19 protein-coding genes are annotated in these 17872 nt (G+C 47.0%); 12 read left to right on the top strand and 7 right to left on the bottom strand.

Annotated features, from left to right (window positions below; translation table 11 throughout):
• Positions 1–28: 28 nt before the first annotated feature.
• Genes fabZ through AOC19_RS06020 form a run of 5 tightly spaced genes read left to right on the top strand, consistent with a single transcriptional unit; the run spans position 29 to position 3911 of the window.
• A complete protein-coding gene (gene fabZ, locus AOC19_RS06040; protein WP_015421422.1) occupies positions 29–478 on the top strand; it encodes a 3-hydroxyacyl-ACP dehydratase FabZ in 450 nt (149 codons plus the stop codon).
• Complete coding sequence (gene lpxA / locus AOC19_RS06035) at positions 478–1275, top strand: acyl-ACP--UDP-N-acetylglucosamine O-acyltransferase (RefSeq protein ID WP_215374821.1); 798 nt, start codon at positions 478–480, stop codon at positions 1273–1275. The genes fabZ and lpxA overlap by 1 nt, the downstream gene beginning before the upstream one ends.
• A complete protein-coding gene (gene lpxB / locus AOC19_RS06030) occupies positions 1235–2488 on the top strand; it encodes a lipid-A-disaccharide synthase (RefSeq protein WP_215374818.1) in 1254 nt (417 codons plus the stop codon). The genes lpxA and lpxB overlap by 41 nt, the downstream gene beginning before the upstream one ends.
• Complete coding sequence (gene rnhB, locus AOC19_RS06025) at positions 2485–3078, top strand: ribonuclease HII (RefSeq protein WP_215374815.1); 594 nt, start codon at positions 2485–2487, stop codon at positions 3076–3078. Before lpxB ends, rnhB begins: the two co-directional genes overlap by 4 nt.
• A gap of 8 nt (positions 3079–3086) precedes the next feature.
• Complete coding sequence (locus AOC19_RS06020; RefSeq protein ID WP_215374812.1) at positions 3087–3911, top strand: TrmH family RNA methyltransferase; 825 nt, start codon at positions 3087–3089, stop codon at positions 3909–3911.
• 11 nt (positions 3912–3922) lie between these two features.
• Here the strand turns inward: AOC19_RS06020 and ppsR are convergent, their stop codons facing one another.
• Positions 3923–4750, bottom strand: coding sequence for a posphoenolpyruvate synthetase regulatory kinase/phosphorylase PpsR (gene ppsR / locus AOC19_RS06015; RefSeq protein ID WP_215374809.1), 828 nt, complete (start codon positions 4748–4750; stop codon positions 3923–3925).
• Between the two features lie 107 nt (positions 4751–4857).
• Between ppsR and ppsA the strand changes: the two genes are divergently transcribed.
• Positions 4858–7254, top strand: coding sequence for a phosphoenolpyruvate synthase (ppsA, locus tag AOC19_RS06010; protein ID WP_215374807.1), 2397 nt, complete (start codon positions 4858–4860; stop codon positions 7252–7254).
• Between the two features lie 48 nt (positions 7255–7302).
• Here ppsA and AOC19_RS06005 read toward each other — a convergent pair whose 3' ends face one another.
• Positions 7303–8220, bottom strand: a complete 918-nt coding sequence (locus tag AOC19_RS06005) for a LysR family transcriptional regulator (protein ID WP_215374805.1) — start codon at positions 8218–8220, stop codon at positions 7303–7305.
• Between the two features lie 111 nt (positions 8221–8331).
• Between AOC19_RS06005 and AOC19_RS06000 the strand changes: the two genes are divergently transcribed.
• The 3 genes from AOC19_RS06000 to AOC19_RS05990 are packed head-to-tail and all read left to right on the top strand — an operon-like array spanning position 8332 to position 10889.
• Positions 8332–9525, top strand: a complete 1194-nt coding sequence (locus AOC19_RS06000) for a CaiB/BaiF CoA transferase family protein (RefSeq protein WP_215374802.1) — start codon at positions 8332–8334, stop codon at positions 9523–9525.
• Between the two features lie 15 nt (positions 9526–9540).
• Positions 9541–10467, top strand: coding sequence for a hydroxymethylglutaryl-CoA lyase (locus AOC19_RS05995; RefSeq protein WP_215374799.1), 927 nt, complete (start codon positions 9541–9543; stop codon positions 10465–10467).
• 20 nt (positions 10468–10487) lie between these two features.
• On the top strand, positions 10488–10889 hold the full coding sequence (locus tag AOC19_RS05990) for a VOC family protein (RefSeq protein WP_215374797.1): 402 nt from the start codon (positions 10488–10490) through the stop codon (positions 10887–10889).
• Between the two features lie 4 nt (positions 10890–10893).
• On the opposite strand, the gene AOC19_RS05985 is transcribed toward AOC19_RS05990, so the two are convergent.
• The 5 genes from AOC19_RS05985 to smpB all read right to left on the bottom strand — a co-directional run bounded on the left by AOC19_RS05985 (position 10894) and on the right by smpB (position 15570).
• A complete protein-coding gene (locus AOC19_RS05985) occupies positions 10894–11778 on the bottom strand; it encodes a proteasome-type protease (protein WP_215374794.1) in 885 nt (294 codons plus the stop codon).
• A 36-nt stretch (positions 11779–11814) separates the two neighbouring features.
• Positions 11815–12612, bottom strand: coding sequence for a transglutaminase family protein (locus AOC19_RS05980; RefSeq protein ID WP_215374791.1), 798 nt, complete (start codon positions 12610–12612; stop codon positions 11815–11817).
• Between the two features lie 8 nt (positions 12613–12620).
• Positions 12621–13601, bottom strand: a complete 981-nt coding sequence (locus tag AOC19_RS05975; RefSeq protein WP_215374789.1) for an alpha-E domain-containing protein — start codon at positions 13599–13601, stop codon at positions 12621–12623.
• A 15-nt stretch (positions 13602–13616) separates the two neighbouring features.
• Positions 13617–15029: a circularly permuted type 2 ATP-grasp protein gene (locus AOC19_RS05970; protein ID WP_215374786.1), complete on the bottom strand. Its 1413-nt coding sequence runs from the start codon at positions 15027–15029 to the stop codon at positions 13617–13619.
• 88 nt (positions 15030–15117) lie between these two features.
• Positions 15118–15570: an SsrA-binding protein SmpB gene (gene smpB / locus AOC19_RS05965; protein ID WP_015421400.1), complete on the bottom strand. Its 453-nt coding sequence runs from the start codon at positions 15568–15570 to the stop codon at positions 15118–15120.
• A 26-nt stretch (positions 15571–15596) separates the two neighbouring features.
• Between smpB and AOC19_RS05960 the strand changes: the two genes are divergently transcribed.
• From AOC19_RS05960 to guaB, 3 genes are read left to right on the top strand one after another with little or no spacing between them, the layout of a single operon-like run.
• Complete coding sequence (locus tag AOC19_RS05960; protein ID WP_215374782.1) at positions 15597–16028, top strand: type II toxin-antitoxin system RatA family toxin; 432 nt, start codon at positions 15597–15599, stop codon at positions 16026–16028.
• Positions 16021–16371: an RnfH family protein gene (locus tag AOC19_RS05955; protein ID WP_215374779.1), complete on the top strand. Its 351-nt coding sequence runs from the start codon at positions 16021–16023 to the stop codon at positions 16369–16371. Before AOC19_RS05960 ends, AOC19_RS05955 begins: the two co-directional genes overlap by 8 nt.
• Before the next feature lie 26 nt (positions 16372–16397).
• The gene (guaB, locus tag AOC19_RS05950; RefSeq protein WP_215374776.1) at positions 16398–17864 is read left to right on the top strand and encodes an IMP dehydrogenase; all 1467 of its coding nucleotides are present in this window, start codon (positions 16398–16400) and stop codon (positions 17862–17864) included.
• Positions 17865–17872 lie beyond the last annotated feature (8 nt).

Below are 17872 nucleotides of genomic sequence, written 5' to 3'. Positions count from 1 at the left end.
ATAAATACTTTATTCAGCAGGTAAACACATGAGCAAACCCATCGCTATCGACATCAATCAAATTTTGAAGTTGTTACCACATCGCTACCCATTTTTATTGGTTGATCGGGTGTTGGAGATTGAACCTCGTCAAAGTATTACTGCCTTAAAGAATGTGACTATGAATGAGCCGTTCTTTCAGGGGCACTTCCCGGATTTTCCGGTAATGCCAGGCGTTTTAATTATTGAGGCACTTGCTCAAACTGCCGCACTTCTTACTTTTTCAGAAGTGCGCGAAGAGAATGCTATTTACTACTTTGCCGGTATTGATGGTGCTCGCTTTAAGAAACCAGTATTACCTGGCGACCAGTTGATCATGACGGCTAAATTAGAGCGTGAGCGTGCTGGTATCTATAAGTTTCAGGTTCAAGCCACTGTTGATGGAGAGCTTGCTGCTGAAGCTAATATCACTTGTGCTGTTCGTACGAAAGGTGCGTAATGACTCGGATTCATGCATCCGCTGTAGTTGACAGTAAGGCTGAAATCGCTAGTGACGTAGAGATTGGCCCATATTCTGTTATTGGCCCAAACGTCAAAATTGGCGCTGGTAGCAAAATTGGCTCTCACACTGTGATCGAGGGTTGCACCACGATCGGGAAAGAAAATACGTTTGCTCACTTTGCTGCCATTGGTGGCCCTCCTCAGGATATGAAATACCGTGGCGAGCCTACCCAGTTGATTATTGGCGATCGCAATACGATTCGTGAGTTCACCACTATTCATACTGGTACGTCTCAGGATGAGGGCATCACCAGAATTGGTGATGACAACTGGATCATGGCTTATGTGCACATTGCGCATGATTGCCAAATCGGTAACCATACGATTTTCTCGAGTAATGCACAAATTGCTGGTCACGTGAAGGTGAGTGACTGGGCGATTATGGGTGGCATGTCTGGTGTGCATCAATTTGCCCGCATCGGTCAACATGCTATGTTGGGTGGCGCCTCTGCATTAGTGCAAGATATTCCGCCATTTGTGATTGCGGCTGGCGATAAGGCTTCTCCTCATGGTATTAACGTGGAAGGCTTAAAGCGTCGCGGTTTCTCAAGCGAAACGATTTCTGCATTACGTCAGGCGTACAAAGTTCTCTATAAAGACGGCTTGAGTTTCGAAGAGGCGAAGGTGGAGATTCAGAAGATGGCACTTGCTAGCACCTCAGATGCTGCTACTGCAGAAAAGCTGACCGAGTTCCATGATTTTATTGCTGCCTCCACGCGCGGCATTATTCGATAGAGTAAATCGAGTGTCCAAACTTGCTTGTGTTGCCGGGGAGCCCTCGGGTGACTTGCTGGCAGCGCCAGTATTAAGCGCATTAAAGCAGATCCCCGACACCTCCAATTTGGAGGTCTATGGAATTGGCGGTCCCCGTATGCAGGCCGAAGGTCTGCGCTCAGATTGGCCAATGGAGACACTCAGTGTTCGTGGTTATGTTGAGGCAATTAAACAATTGCCAGCTATTCTGAAACTCCGAAAAGAACTGATTGCCAACTTGCTCGGTGAAGGACGTCCCGATGTCTACTTAGGTATTGATGCTCCAGATTTCAATTTAGGGGTTGAGTTGGCTTTGCGCAAGGCGGGTATTCCAACCTTACATTTTGTTTCCCCATCGATTTGGGCTTGGCGAGCAGGGCGCATTACGAAGATCAAGCAAGCAGTAGAGCGCATGCTCTGCATCTTCCCCTTCGAAACTGAGATTTATGAACGTGCTGGCATTGCTGCTACTTACGTTGGACATCCGCTAGCAAGTGAGATTCCATTGGAGCCAAACCCGGCCGCCGCTAAGCAGAAAATTGAAAAAATCCTAAACCTGTCAGCCAACACATTGGATGGAATTGTGGTTTCTGTTCTGCCAGGTAGCCGCGGCTCTGAGATTGAACTCATCGCACCTGTCTTTTTTGAAACCATCGCAGAGCTTGTGAAGCGTGTGCCAGGACAGGCTCTACATTTTGTAATCCCAGTGGCAACACCACGCCTACGTGACCCCTTGGAATCTCTACTCAAAGCCACTCTAGAGAAGAACTCAGATCTTCATATCTATTTGATTGATGGTGAGGCTGACATAGTTCTCGAGGCTGCCGATGTTGTGCTCATTGCTAGTGGCACAGCAACATTACAGGCAGCGCTCTGGAAAAAGCCGATGGTTATTTCTTATAAGGTGCCTTGGCTAACAGCGCAGATCATGAAAAGACAGGGCTACTTACCTTATGTGGGTTTGCCGAACATTCTCTGTGGCGAGTTTGTCGTTCCTGAACTTCTACAGGACGATGCTACTCCGAGTAAGTTGGCCGATGCCTTGCTAGCCTGGTTAAACAATCCTAGTAAAGTCGCTCAACTAAAAACCCGTTTTGCGGAAATGCATGAGACCTTGCGTAGGCCGACCGGCCTATTAGTAGCGCAAGCTGTTGCGCAAACGATGAGTGCCGCTAAAAATCGGATTACTGCGTGAGCGTAATTTGGGTGTGTGGTGTTGATGAAGCAGGGCGTGGTCCATTAGCTGGAGCGGTGGTCGCTGGCGCAGTTGTTCTTGATCCTGAAAATCCTATTACTGGATTAAAAGATTCAAAGAAATTATCCGCAGCCAGGCGCGAGTTTTTATTTGAGCAAATTCAGCTCAAGGCAAAAGCTTGGGGTATCGGTGAAGCGAGTCCCGCTGAGATTGATGAGATCAATATTCTGCAAGCAACGATGTTGGCAATGCGCCGTGCCATTGAAGATCTCACTACGCGTTTGGGCGTATGGCCAGATAAAGCTTTGATTGATGGCAACCGCTGCCCTGAATTGCCGATATCGGCAGAAGCTATTGTGAAGGGCGACACAAAAGAGCCCGCTATCTCTGCAGCCTCCATCTTGGCGAAAGTGACACGTGATCGTCAAATGATGGCTTTGCATGAGCTCCATCCTCAGTATGGCTTTGCTCAACATATGGGATATCCAACAGAGGCGCATTTTGCTGCCTTAAAGGAATTTGGTGCCTGCGATCAACATCGTCGCAGCTTTTCACCTGTTCGCAATGTACTGTCACTGCATAGTCGATAATCCCAAGTATGAAAATGGAATTTATCAGCTCAAAAGACAATTCTCTGTTTAAAGAGATTCGTCAATTACAAGCTACCGGCCCTAAAGGTCAAAAGGCGAGGTTTGCTTGTGGTCAGGCATTGCTTGAAGGAATTCATTTAGTACAAACTTGGGTGGGTAATCCAGCACTCAAGACTTTAATTACCTCAGAGTTAGGCTTGCAAAATCCAGAGATTGCCCAGGCTGTCTATGACCATGTCGAAGTTTGTCCTGAGACTCGCGTTTATCAATTGGATAAAGGTTTATGGGATCTGCTTTCTGATTTGGTGAATGCTCCGCAGATTGCAGGCTTGCTAGATCTTCCTCAAACTGCATTAAATCCCCAAAAGTCGGTTGCGACGATTGCTGGTGATGTGATTATTTTGGATCGCATTCAAGACGCAGGCAATGTGGGTTCTATCTTGCGTACTGCCGCAGCAGCGGGCTTTACTCAAGTGATTGCTTTAACGGGTTGTGCTCATCTGTGGTCAAGCAAGGTATTGCGCGCCGGCATGGGCGCTCATCGCTTGCTAGATCTTTATGAAGGTTGGTCAACTCAGCAAGTCCTTAGCGCCGTAACCTCACCTTTACTGGCCGCTACTGCCGATGGCGAGCTCGATCTATTTAATATGCCCAAGGTATTGATTCATCCAGTTGCTTGGGTAATGGGAAGTGAAGGTCAGGGCGTTTCTGAAGACCTTATGGCTCAAGCCAAAGGCGTATCTATTCCGATTGATCCCAGAGTCGAATCGCTCAATGTATCTACAGCAGCGGCAGTTTGTTTATTTGAAACTGTGCGGGTCCGTAGGAACTAAAAAATGCAGTCTTAACCTAAAATTGTTTTATCCGACTTAATCGATTGCAATACGGTAGTAGCAATCTCTTCAATGGATTTACTGGTGGTAGCCACCCAAGGAATGGATTCCTTTTTCATCATCGCGGTGGCTTCATTGATTTCGTAGCGGCAGTTTTCTAGCTTCGCATAGTTACTGCCAGGGCGTCGCTCATTACGAATCTCGGACAAACGTTCAGCATCAATCATGAGGCCAAAAATCTTATTGCGATAAGGAATTAAATCTTTTGGTAATTGCCCACGCTCAAAATCTTCCGGAATGAGGGGGTAGTTGGCCGCCTTCATGCCATATTGCATTGCCAGGTATAGGCTGGTTGGCGTTTTACCGACGCGAGATATGCCTACTAGGATGACATCTGCCTCCGCTAGGTTACGGTTGGACTGGCCGTCATCATGGGCTAATGAGTAGTTAATCGCCTCAATACGGTTTTTATAGGCCTCGGTATCGGCATTGTGGTGCAGGCGGTTCATGGCATGAGTCGATTTGACCCCTAAGGCTTGCTCTAGAGGTGCCACGAAGGTCTGAAACATATCCAAAATCAAGCCATTAGCCTTGCTGACAATCTGATTCAGTTCGGGATTCACCAAAGTGGTGAAAACGATAGGTTGCACCCCATATTTAGAGGCTGCCTGATTGATGCTAGAAACAGCATCATGGGCTTTTTCAGGGCTATCCACAAAAGGCACCCGAATATGCTTAAAAGTGGCCTCAAATTGGGCCAAAATCGACTGGCTGAAGTTCTCTGCGGTAATGCCGGTGCCATCGGAAACGATAAAAACAATGCGGGTTTGGGTAGACATGAGATTGGCCTAAAAAATCGTGGTCAGCACTACAATATGTAGTTAATGAAGTATGCCGTATTTTATTCGGCCGCTCGACCAGTTTCCTTATCTTTAGAGAGTATTTTATGTCCAACCAACAGCAACAAAGTAACGATGTAGCAAATGCCTATGTTTTGCCTTTTGAGCAACTCCGAATGACTGACGTTGAGTCGGTCGGCGGTAAAAATGCCTCACTCGGTGAAATGATTTCTCAGTTGTCCTCCACGGGTGTGCGTGTGCCCACTGGATTTGCAACTACCTCATTGGCGTTTCGTGATTTCTTAGAGCACAACAATTTGACCGAGCGTATTCAGAAACGTTTGGAAAACCTCAATATTGATGATGTTCGTGCACTGGCTGAGGCTGGTAAAGAAATTCGTGGCTGGATTGAGACTGCACCGTTTCAAGCACGCCTTGATGAAGAAATCCGAGCAGCTTTTAAAAAATTAGATGACTCCGGTAAGGGTTCATTCGCGGTGCGATCTTCTGCGACTGCCGAAGACTTGCCTGATGCTTCATTTGCTGGACAACAAGAAACTTTCTTGAACGTCGAAGGTATTGATGATGTTTTGAAGAAGATTCGTGAAGTATTTGCTTCCCTGTACAACGATCGTGCGATTTCTTATCGCGTTCACAAGGGTTTTGCTCATGCTGAAGTAGCCTTATCTGCTGGTATCCAGCGCATGGTTCGCTCTGACCTCGGTGCTGCTGGCGTGATGTTTACTCTGGATACTGAATCTGGCTTTGAGGATGTCGTGTTTATTACCTCAAGCTATGGCTTGGGTGAGACAGTGGTGCAGGGCGCAGTGAACCCAGATGAGTTCTATGTGTTCAAAACCACTTTGGCTCAAGATAAAAAGGCGATCATTCGCCGCTCTTTAGGTTCCAAGTTAATTCAGATGCAATTCGCCCCAGCAGGTTCTGCTGAGAAGGTGATGACTGTGGATGTGGCTCCAGAGAAGCGCAATCGTTTTTCATTAGAAGATGCTGATATTACTGAATTAGCCAAATATGCCGTGATTATTGAAAAGCACTACGGTCGTCCAATGGATATCGAGTGGGGTAAAGATGGTCAAGATGGTCGCATTTACATCCTGCAAGCACGTCCAGAGACAGTAAAGAGTCAAGCAGCTGGCCAAGTAGAAATGCGCTACAAGCTCAAGGGTACGTCTAAGGTTCTTGCTAAGGGTCGTGCGATTGGTCAAAAGATTGGTGCAGGTCCAGTACGTGTGATTCGTGATCCAAGCGAAATGGATCGTGTACAGCCAGGCGACGTATTGGTTGCTGATATGACTGACCCTAACTGGGAGCCTGTGATGAAGCGCGCTTCCGCGATTGTGACTAACCGCGGTGGTCGTACTTGTCATGCAGCGATTATTGCTCGTGAGTTGGGCGTTCCTGCAGTTGTCGGTTGTGGTGACGCAACAGAGCATTTGCAAGACGGCATGATGGTGACAGTTTCTTGTGCAGAAGGCGATGAGGGCCATATTTATGATGGCTTGATTGAGACTGAAGTGACTGAAGTTTCTCGTGGTGTATTGCCAGAGATTCCAGTCAAGATCACCATGAATATCGGTAATCCTCAGTTGGCTTTTGATTTCTGCCAAATCCCCAATGCTGGTGTTGGCTTAGCTCGTCTCGAGTTCATCATCAATAACTACATTGGCGTACATCCACGCGCTGTTCTGGAGTACCCAAATATTGATCCTGATCTCAAGCGCGCTGTAGAAAGTGTTGCTCGCGGTTATGCAAGCCCACGTCAGTTCTACGAAGATAAATTAGTTGAGGGCGTAGCAACAATTGCTGCTGCTTTCTATCCAAAACCAGTCATCGTTCGCCTCTCTGACTTTAAGTCAAATGAGTACAAGAAACTCATCGGTGGTTCACGCTATGAGCCGGACGAAGAGAATCCAATGCTCGGTTTCCGTGGCGCATCCCGTTACGTATCAGCAGATTTCGGCGAAGCCTTTGCCTTAGAGTGCGCTGCAATGAAGCGTGTTCGCGAAGAGATGGGTCTGGATAACGTCGAGATCATGGTTCCCTTTGTCCGTACCATTAAGCAGGCTGAGCGCGTGATCGACATGATGGCGAAATTTGGTCTTAAGCGCGGCGTCAATGGCTTGCGTCTCATCATGATGTGCGAGATTCCTTCCAATGCAATCTTGGCTGACCAATTCCTCGAACATTTTGATGGATTCTCAATCGGTTCAAACGATATGACTCAGTTAACTCTGGGTCTTGATCGTGACTCCGGTATGGAATTGTTGGCAATTGACTTTGATGAGCGCGATCCTGCGGTTGAGTTCATGATTGCCCGCTCCATTGAGGCTTGCCGCAAACAAAACAAATACGTTGGTATTTGCGGTCAAGGCCCTTCAGACCACCCAGACTTTGCCCGTTGGTTGGTTGCTAAGGGCATCACTTCCATCTCCCTCAACCCAGATAGCGTAGTGGCTACTTGGGAAATGTTGGGTAAGAAATAAGTTCTGCTGATAGTCAGTTAACAAAATAAGGCGCAATTTATTTGCGCCTTATTTTTTAACGAGCGCCTCAATAAGATGTTTTCTTAAGAGGGTTGATGCTGGGGACAGGGCGACACCTTCTTTACTTGCTAGTAATAAATTGCGTTTTGCCCAAGGATCGCTTAGCTTGATGTACCCCAAATTCATTGCCTTGATTTGAGATTCACAAGCCTGAAGCGGTAAAACTCCGATGCCTAAGTTAGCGGCAATCATTTGACACATGGCGTCATAACTTCGAACTTGAATTCTGAGTCGCATTGCTTTGCCAAGACGCTCAGCTGATCTTGAGGTTAGCTCTAATAAAGAGCTTCCACGATTTAAGCCTACGATGTCGTAATCAAGACATTCTTCAAAAGCAATTTGCTTTCTGCTTTTGAGTGGGTGTGATTTACTGCAAACAATCACTAATTCATCATGACCAATGATATGGGTACTTAATCCAGCAGTGGGGGTGCCTTCAGCGAATACACCAATATCTGAAATACCGTCTAGCAAGGACTTCACAATATCCCCGCTAAGCTGCTCTTCAAGATCTACTTGAATTTCAGAATGTACCTTTAAAAAGCTGGCTAATGTAGCTGGCAGAAACTCGGTTAGGGCTGACATATTTGCCCAAAGTCGAACATGCCCTTTGGTGCCACTTGCATATGCACCTAACTCTTCGCTAAATTGTTCAAATCCTTGATAGAGACGCAGAGCGTGCTGCATTACTGCGTGACCAGCTTGGGTTAGCGTGACCCCCTTGGCACTCCTCTCTAAGAGTGCATTACCAATCACATCTTCCAGTTCTGAAATTCTTCTGCTTGCAGCTGATAGCGCTAGATTGCATTCTGCTGCGCCTTTGGTGATGCTTCCCGACTGGGCAGTGGCGCAAAAGAGCTTAAGGGTGACAAAGTCGATTCTGGCGGGGTTGATGTAGGGCTTCATAGGTTTATTCTAGCCAAGCCTTCGCAAAATGAGAAGGCTGCCCCTTGGGATAGCAATTTACAAGGTTTAGATTGGGCATTATGTTGTTGAAATTGCAAACAAGGAGGCCCAATGGAGCCATTATCCGGTCTGAAAGTCATTGAAATGGGTCAGCTCATTGCTGGACCATTTGCCGCTAAAACCTTAGCGGACTTTGGAGCAGATGTTGTCAAGATTGAGCCGCCCAAGGTGGGCGATGCTCTGCGCAAGTGGCGATTGCTAAAAGATGGCACTTCAATCTGGTGGCAAGTGCAGTCTCGCAATAAACGCTCTCTCTCGTTGGATTTGAAGCAAGTAGAGGCGCAAGATATTGTCAGAACGCTTGCAAAAGATGCAGATATCTTGATCGAGAATTTTCGTCCAGGGACCTTAGAGGCTTGGGGGCTTGATCCAAATGAGCTGCTTAAAATTAATCCTCGCTTAATTGTTCTCAGAATTAGTGGATACGGCCAAACCGGCCCATACAGGGATAAGCCTGGCTTTGGAGTTGTAGCGGAGGCGATGGGTGGTTTACGCCACTTAACCGCTGAGCCTGGAAGAGTTCCTGTCCGTGTAGGTATTAGCATTGGCGATACATTGGCTTCTTTGCATGGAGTGATCGGCATTTTGATGGCCTTACAGGAGCGTCATCGGAGTGGCAAAGGTCAGGTAATAGATATTGCCTTGTATGAAGCAGTTTTTAATTGTATGGAGAGTCTCTTGCCTGAGTACAGCGCATTTGGTGAAGTAAGGCAGGCTGCGGGTAGTGCACTTCCGGGAATTGCTCCTACCAATGCCTACTTATGTGCAGATGGTGGTTACATTCTGATTGCTGGCAACGGGGATAGTATTTTTAAACGACTAATGAAGTTGATTGGTCGAGAGGATTTGGGCGATGATCCGCAATTAGAAAATAATGATGGGCGGGTCAAGCGCGTTATGGAACTTGATCAGGTAATTGGTGAGTGGGCTAAAACGGTCAGTACTGATGTGGCATTGGAGGCCCTAGATTCTGTAGCAGTTCCAGCTGGAAAAATCTATACCGTAGCCGATATCGCAAAGGATCCGCACTACAAAGCTCGAGGCAATATCGAGACCATCAAGATGCAAGATGGAACAAGTGTGGATGTTCCTGGTGTTTTCCCCAAACTCTCCCGCACCCCAGGTTCAATCAAAACATTAGCGCCCGATATTGGTCAAAATACCGAAGAAATATTACGTGATATTGGCTTGAGCGACTCACAGGTAGTATCACTCAAGGCGCGCGGTGTTGCATTTACTAAATAATGAAAAGAGAAGCGCATGACTAGAATTTATTTCAATGACGTAGTGACAAGGGATGGCTTTCAGATTGAGCCAAGCTTTATCCCGACAGCAGATAAAGTGCGACTCATTGATGAGTTGAGTCAATGCGGTTTCGCCAAGCTTGAGGTGACCTCATTTACGTCCCCTAAGGCGATACCGATGCTCCGCGATGCTGAGGAAGTCATGGGAAAAATCCAGCGAGTTCCGGGGGTTGAATACACGGTGTTAGTGCCTAACTTGCGTGGTGCTGAGCGTGCCTTCGAGTCTCGTGCAGATGAATTTAATCTGGTCATGTCGACTTCAGAGACGCATAACCTCGCCAATCTTCGGATGACAAGAGAAAAGAGTTTTTCTGGGTTGGCAGAAGTTATCAAATATGTTGATGGAAGGACGCCCATCAACGTTTCTTTATCCACCTGTTTTGGTTGCCCCATGGAGGGTGAGGTGCCGGAAAATGTAGTGGAGGGGTTTGCTGAGCGCTTTGCGGATCTTGGGGTTCGAGGCTTAACGATTTGCGACACGACTGGCATGACCAATCCTAAGCAGGTGGCGCAAATGTCAGCGGCTTTGCAAAAGCGATTTCCAAATCTACAGCTCACGATGCATTTTCATAACACCAGGGGAATGGGTCTTGCCAATGTGTTAGCGGCAGTGCAATCTGGTATTACACGTTTTGATGGGTCGCTTGGAGGTTTAGGTGGTTGCCCATACGCTCCCGGAGCTAGTGGCAATATTTCCAGCGAAGATGCAATTTATATGCTGGATGCCATGGGTTATGAGACTGGTATTAATGTCCCAAGATTAATTCATTTGGCAAGGGAGCTGCCTTTGATTGTTGGACACCCTGTGCCAGGTCAAATTGCTAAAGCTGGAAGTACTTGCGACCTGCATCCAACCCCAGATTATGTTGATGAATTGCGTTAGAAAATCAACTTGGAGGATATATGATTGATCACCTAGACCACTTGGTAATAACAACAGCAAATGAAGCTGCATGCATTGACTTCTACACTCGCGTATTGGGGATGAAGTTAGAGTCCTTTATTGGGGGAACGCCACCAGTTGAACGTAAGGCATTTAAGTTCGGCGCTCAGAAAATGAATCTGCATATCAAGGGTAAAGAGTTCGAGCCTAAAGCGAATTTTCCAACGCCGGGATCCCAGGATCTTTGCTTTATCGCGGACCGTCCATTGACGGCAGTGATTTCACAACTGAAGAAAGAAGGATGGCCGATTATTGAGGGTCCCATTATCAGAACAGGTGCAACTTCAAAAATCAATTCTGTCTATGTACGCGACCCCGATCTCAACTTAATTGAGATCAGCGAAATTTATCTCGACCAATGATTGATTAGACTCTGCTTCGGGTCTTTGCTGTGACTTTGGGTTTCTTTGTAGTCGACTTAGCAGATGCTTTCGTAGTTTTAACTGGAATTTTTTTAGTGGCTCGATGAATCGGCACCGCACCCATCTTCTTGGCAGGTGACGCAATCGAGCGGGAGGGGGTTGCTCCAGACCAGCTTGGCTCTGCAATCGAATTAAATGCAGAGCGTAATTTTTCACCCCATAGCTGATGAATCATTTGGAAGTAGGGGTTGGACTCATCCATGGTGACTAGCTTGCTAGCTTGCAATGAGTTCTTTTCATAAACCAATAGGTCTAGCGGTAGGCCAACAGAAATATTGCTGTTTAGAGTGGAATCCATAGAGATCAATGCGCACTTGGTGGCTAAGTTGAGTGGCGTATCAAAACTGATCACTCTATCTAAGATTGGCTTACCGTATTTGGACTCCCCGATCTGGAAGTAACAAGTCTCTGGTGTAGCTTCAATGAAGTTACCGGCCGAATAGATATTAAAGAGTCTCGGGCGTTCACCTTTAATCTGCCCACCAAAAATGAGATTGCAATTGAAATCAATCCCGGCCTTTTCTAGGGCTTTGTGATCTCGGTCGTAAACCTGCTTGATGGCATCGCCAATGACAACAGCTGCATCGTGAGAACTATCTACATTCCACAGATTTTTCCCATTGAGAAGCTGGCCTTGTAGCAAGATCTCTTTAACCGCTTGAGTAATGGCAAGGTTGCCAGCACTCATCAGGGTGAAAAAGCGATCTTTATCCTTCTGGAATAAAGACATTTTTCTGAAGGTGCCAATTTGATCAACGCCTGCATTGGTGCGAGTGTCAGATAAAAATACCAAGCCATCTTTTAGGCAAAGCCCAACGCAATACGTCATCCCACAACCCCTTTAACTATTTCTCTGAATTATCGCTTACTTGACTTCGATAATCGAGATGCTGGCACTTAACTCCTCACCAACTCCGCCGGAGCGTACTCCTTTAACTGGTGCCGCTGAGTAGTAATCTCTGCCAATTGCCAGGCGAACATGGCGAGCATCGGTAAAGCAAGCATTGGTAATGTCGATGCTTAGCCAAAGTCCTTGATCAATATCTGCACAGAAATCAATCCAGGCATGGCTAGCTAGGTTTGGTGAATCCTCAGCAAAAAAGTATCCACTGACATAGCGTGCCGGAATCCCCGAAGCACGACACAGACCCAACATGATGTGCGCATGGTCTTGGCAAACACCCGACTTCATCGCAAAAGATTGGGCGGCGGTGGTTGCTGAATTAGTTTGCCCTGGGAAATACAGAATCGTTCCTTGAACTGCTGCCGCTAATGCTAGTACCTCATCAATTGAGTTTGTCTTGGGAAGGGAGGCTGCAAAATACTCCAGCATTTCTGCTGTAGGCTCAGTTAAATTGGTTTGCTGCAGGAGATGATAGGGAGAGACTGCTTTGGCCTCATCCATAAACTCAAAAGCATCTTGTGTATGTACTTCACCCTCAGCCTCAATCATCATGGAGGTGTATGCATTTTCTTGAACAAATACGCTATAGAGGTTTCCAAAAGCATCCAGAGAGGTGCTTGCCTTAATAGGGGTGCTGACTTTCCACTTCTCGATCGCTTGACCGGCGACATCGGGTGGTGTGAGGCGTAACTCTTGAATGGAATAACGCACGGGCGTTTCATAGCGATATTCTGTGCGGTGACGAATCTTCAGGTGCATGGCGATCTTTAAGCTACAGCTAATGGTATGAGGTAGGCATTGCTGAATTCATCAGCAATATGATTGATGCGCTCTAAGAACTCTTTGATGAATTCCTCTAAGCCTTGCGAGAAGACCTCATCAATATCGGAGTAGTCTAGGCTTGCCTTAAGTTTGCCTAGCAGGCGTTCAATTTCTTTGGATTGCTGATTCTTCATCTCTGCAATCAGAGGAATGAGCTCGTTGACACAGCACACCAATGAGCGCGGCATTTGTTTATTAAATATGAGGAGTTGCGCCACTTGTTTAGGGGTCACTTGATCGGAGTAGATCTGTCGATAGATCTCAAAAGCAGAGACAGATCGCAGTAGGGCGGCCCAGTGATAAAAATCAAAGAAGTTGCCATCACCCCCAGCTGCTGGATCTATTTTATCGGTACGTAATACCTTTAGTGCGGCTTGACCTTCATATTTCGTTTCTAAAATCCGCGCAGTGTTATCAGCCCTCTCTAGTAGGGTGCCAACATTCATAAAGTAGAAGGCTTCATTCTTGAGCATGGTGCCATGCATGACACCTCTAAATAGGTGGCAGCGATGCTTTACCCATTCCAATAATCTACTGGGGTCGGCTTGATTACGAGCTTCTAGAATGCGCTGTAACTCCAGCCAAGTAGTGTTCTGGGTTTCCCATGCTTCAGACGTAATCTTGCCCCGAATGACGCGGGCATTCTCACGAGCGGCAAATAAGCAAGACACAATACTGGAAGGATTGCTAGTCTCATAAATCATGAAATCCAAGACATTCTCACGAGTGACTACATCATATTTCATCAAGAACGCATCTTCTAGCTTGGAGATCGTCAGTAATTTTTTCCAGCTTTGCTCTAAAAATTCTGCAGGCTGTGGAAGAAGGGATGTTTGGTGATTGACGTCTAACATGCGGGCAGTATTTTCTGCACGTTCTGTATAGCGGGCCATCCAGTAAAGGCAATCAGCGGTACGACTCAACATATTGGCTTATCCTTTTTATTCTTCTAAAACCCAGGTGTCTTTAGTGCCGCCACCCTGAGAGGAGTTCACAACTAAAGAGCCTTCCTTAAGAGCAACCCGTGTGAGGCCGCCTGGAACCATCTTGATGGTTTTTCCGGACAATACGAATGGGCGCAAATCAATATGGCGGGGTGCAACACCAGATTCAACAAAGGTTGGGCAAGTGGAGAGTGCCAGTGTTGGTTGGGCAATATATTTATCCGGATTAGCAATCAGATGTCCACGGAATTCTTCTATCTCTGCTTTGGTGGATGCTGGACCAACTAGCATGCCATAGCCGCCAGCACCATGCGTTAACTTCACCACCAATTTGTCTAAATTAGCCAGGGTGTAAGCGAGATCATCTGGCTGACGACATTGGAAGGTTGGCACATTATTGAGAATGGGTTTCTCACCCAAATAGAACTCAATCATGTCAGGCACGTAGGGATAGATTGACTTGTCATCTGCAATGCCGGTACCAATTGCATTGGCTAAAGTCACATTACCTGCACGATGTGCTGAAAGCAGTCCAGCAACCCCCAATGTTGAATCAGAGCGGAATGCAAGCGGATCCAAGAAATCATCATCAACGCGGCGATAAATCACATCCACACGCTCGGGGCCTTGAGTTGTGCGCATGAACACTTGCTCGTTCTTCACAAACAAATCTTTGCCTTCAACTAATTCAACCCCCATTTGTTGGGCGAGGTAGCTATGCTCAAAATAGGCCGAGTTATACATGCCCGGTGTGAGTACTACGACATTGGGTTTTTTGACGTCATCGGGTTTGACAGACTTCAGACACTCTAATAAAAAGTCGGGATAGTGCTCAACAGGCGCAACCCGATATTTTTGGAATAGATCTGGGAAGAGTCGCATCATCATTTTGCGATCCTCAACCATATAAGAAACACCGGATGGAACGCGTAAGTTATCTTCTAGAACGTAGAACTCGCCTTCACCAGCGCGTACGATATCGATTCCAGCAATCTGAGCGTAGATGTCTCGTGGCACATTGACATTGCGCATCTCTGGACGATATTGCGCGTTGTTATAAATCTGCTCAGCAGGAATGATTCCTGCTTTGATAATTTCTTCCTCGTGATAGACGTCATAAATGAAGCGATTGAGTGCTTTTACCCGTTGACGCAGGCCAGCTTCTAATTGTTCCCACTCTTTGGCGGTAAAGATGCGGGGAACTTGATCAAACGGAATGGTTCTCTCGGATCCAAGATCATCTCCATAGACCGCAAAAGTAATGCCAACTCGTCGAAAGATGAGATCAGCTTCAGCTCGCTTGAGGCCCATGAGGGTATCGCTTTGCTGCTTAAGCCAGTTATGGAAAACTTGGTAATGGGGACGCGCTTTTCCGCTGGCGTCGAGCATTTCATCAAAAGGCAATTTCATAGTTACAAACTAATGCCTTTGAGTATTGAAAAAGCGATGGGATGGAGCAGCTTGGTGCTCTATGCACTTTATTGGTGCATTAATCCGATTAAGCGTTGAGGTCGCCTCTAGCGATACGTCCCTTTTGGACTTCCCATTCACGCTCTTTGGTTGCCGCACGCTTGTCATGCTGTTTCTTGCCTCGAGCCAGCCCAATCTCGCACTTCACATTGCCTTTAGAGAAATGTAGGTTCAGTGGGACGAGTGTGTAGCCCTTTTGCTCAACTTTGCCGATCAGCTTTTTAATCTCAATGGCGTTGAGGAGAAGTTTGCGGGTGCGGGTGCTATCAGGAACGATATGAGTAGAGGCCGATAGCAGAGGGGTGATGTGACAGCCGATCAGGAATAGCTCCGCCCGACGGATGACAACATACGCTTCTTTAATGTGGACTCGACCAGCGCGAATGGCTTTTACTTCCCAGCCTTCCAGAACCAGCCCTGCCTCGAACCGTTCCTCGATAAAATAATCGAAGAAGGCTTTTTTGTTATCGACGATACTCATATTTATTTAGCTTCTCAAGATCGATTATGGCAGACGTCTACAAGACCGTTTTAATTGGCCAATCGGCTGACCGCATGTATGGCTTAGTCACCGACGTTGCGCACTACCCTGAGTTCCTGCCCTGGTGTGGCGGGGTGGAAATTTTTGAGCAATCTGAGACTGTTTTGGATGCCAAAATCAATATCCATTTCAAGGGTATTAATCAGTACTTTCATACTCGAAACATCAATCATCGCCCTGAAACCATTGATATGGTCTTTGTGGATGGCCCATTCAAGCATTTTTCTGGGCAATGGAACTTTATTCCTCTCAAGGAAGATGCCTGTAAGGTGGAATTTAAACTCCACTGGGAATTTAAGAGCGTCATTCTCGACAAGGTCATTGGCCCAGTATTCGGCCATATTGCAGGCACCTTTGTAGATTGCTTCGTCAAGCGAGCTGAAGACCTATATGGCTAATCAGTCTATGGAGATCCTGATTTGTGATGCCCGCCTAGGTGAACCCAAACTAAACCCCTTCACGCTCCATTTATCTGTATCTGAGAGCCCCACAGTGGGTCTGGCCTTGGTCAAAGCCGGAATCGCCCAAGGTCCCGATGATCCTATCTTGGCCAGAAAAGGCTGTTTTGGCGTCTTTGGCAAGCGCAAGGATTGGGATAGCCCCATTTATGAGGGCGATCGTCTGGAGCTATATTCACCCCTCCTGGTAGACCCCAAGGCTGTCCGCCGCAAGAAGGCTAACCAGAACCAGGATGCCAAATTCCAGGCCGCCGCAGCTAAAAGAAAGGCTAGGAGGCTATAATCGGTTTTTGCGACTAGGGGTTTTGCATGCGACTCATTCAAAAAGCACTCACTTTTGACGATGTGCTCCTCGTACCGGCTTATTCTTCGGTACTCCCTCGAGATGCCAGCTTGGCAAGTAAGTTAACTCGAGATATTTCACTTAATACACCGTTGGTGTCCGCAGCGATGGATACCGTCACTGAAGGCCGTTTGGCAATTGCCATGGCCAGTGAAGGTGGTATTGGTATTGTTCATAAAAATCTCAAGCCTGCTGAGCAGGCTAGAGAAGTAGCTAAAGTCAAACGCTACGAATCTGGTATTTTGCGTGACCCCATTACGGTGAGTCCGGATGTCACGCTACGTCAAGTCATTCAACTGTCTCGAGAGCATGGCTTCTCTGGATTCCCAGTACTCACTGGTAAAGAAGTGGTGGGCATCATTACCAATCGCGACTTGCGCTTTGAAGAAGACTTAGATGCGCCAGTGAAATCCAAGATGACTCCACGTGAGCGCTTGATCACGGTCAAAGAAGGTTGCTCCCTAGAAGAGGCGAAGCGCTTGATGAGTCAGCATCGCTTAGAGCGAGTCTTAGTTGTCAATGACAAATTTGAATTGCGTGGCCTCATTACTGTTAAAGATATTTTGAAAGCGACTGAGCATCCAAATGCTTGTAAAGATGGTGAAGGTAAGTTGCGCGTTGGTGCTGCTGTTGGTGTAGGCCCTGATAACGATGAGCGTATTGAGCTCTTAGTCCGTGCGGGTGTTGATGTGATTGTGGTGGATACCGCTCACGGTCATAGCCAAGGTGTCTTGGATCGCGTGAAATGGGTTAAGAAAAATTATCCTCACGTCCAAGTGATTGGTGGAAACATTGCTACTGGTGATGCTGCTAGAGCATTGGCTGATCATGGTGCTGATGGCGTTAAGGTGGGTATTGGGCCAGGCTCTATTTGTACAACTCGTATTGTTGCTGGTGTAGGCGTTCCTCAAATTAGCGCGATTGTGAATGTGGCTGCCGCACTCAAAGGTACAGGCATTCCTCTGATTGCTGACGGTGGCGTGCGTTACTCCGGTGATGTTGCTAAAGCCTTAGCTGCTGGTGCAAGTTCGGTCATGATGGGTGGTATGTTTGCTGGTACCGAAGAAGCTCCTGGTGAAGTGTTTTTATACCAAGGTCGTTCATACAAGAGCTATCGCGGCATGGGCTCTTTGGGCGCGATGGCTGATGGCTCTGCTGATCGTTATTTCCAAAGCGATATCAGTGCAGCTAATGCTGAGAAGCTGGTGCCAGAAGGTATTGAAGGTCAAGTGCCTTATAAAGGCAGCGTGCTCGCTATCTTGCATCAACTGACTGGTGGTATTCGTTCTTCAATGGGCTACTTAGGTTGCAAGACGATTGATGAACTTCATGAGAAAGCGAATTTTGTGGAAATCACTTCAGCGGGTGTACGCGAGTCACACGTTCATGATGTGAAGATCACGAAGGAAGCCCCGAATTACCATATTGATTAAGACTGTTC

Source organism: Polynucleobacter asymbioticus, from assembly GCF_018687575.1.
In the GTDB taxonomy this organism is placed as follows: Bacteria; Pseudomonadota; Gammaproteobacteria; order Burkholderiales; family Burkholderiaceae; genus Polynucleobacter; species Polynucleobacter asymbioticus_C.
The sequence above is the reverse complement of the archived record's forward strand: the minus strand, read 5'-3'. Positions and strand labels throughout refer to the sequence as shown.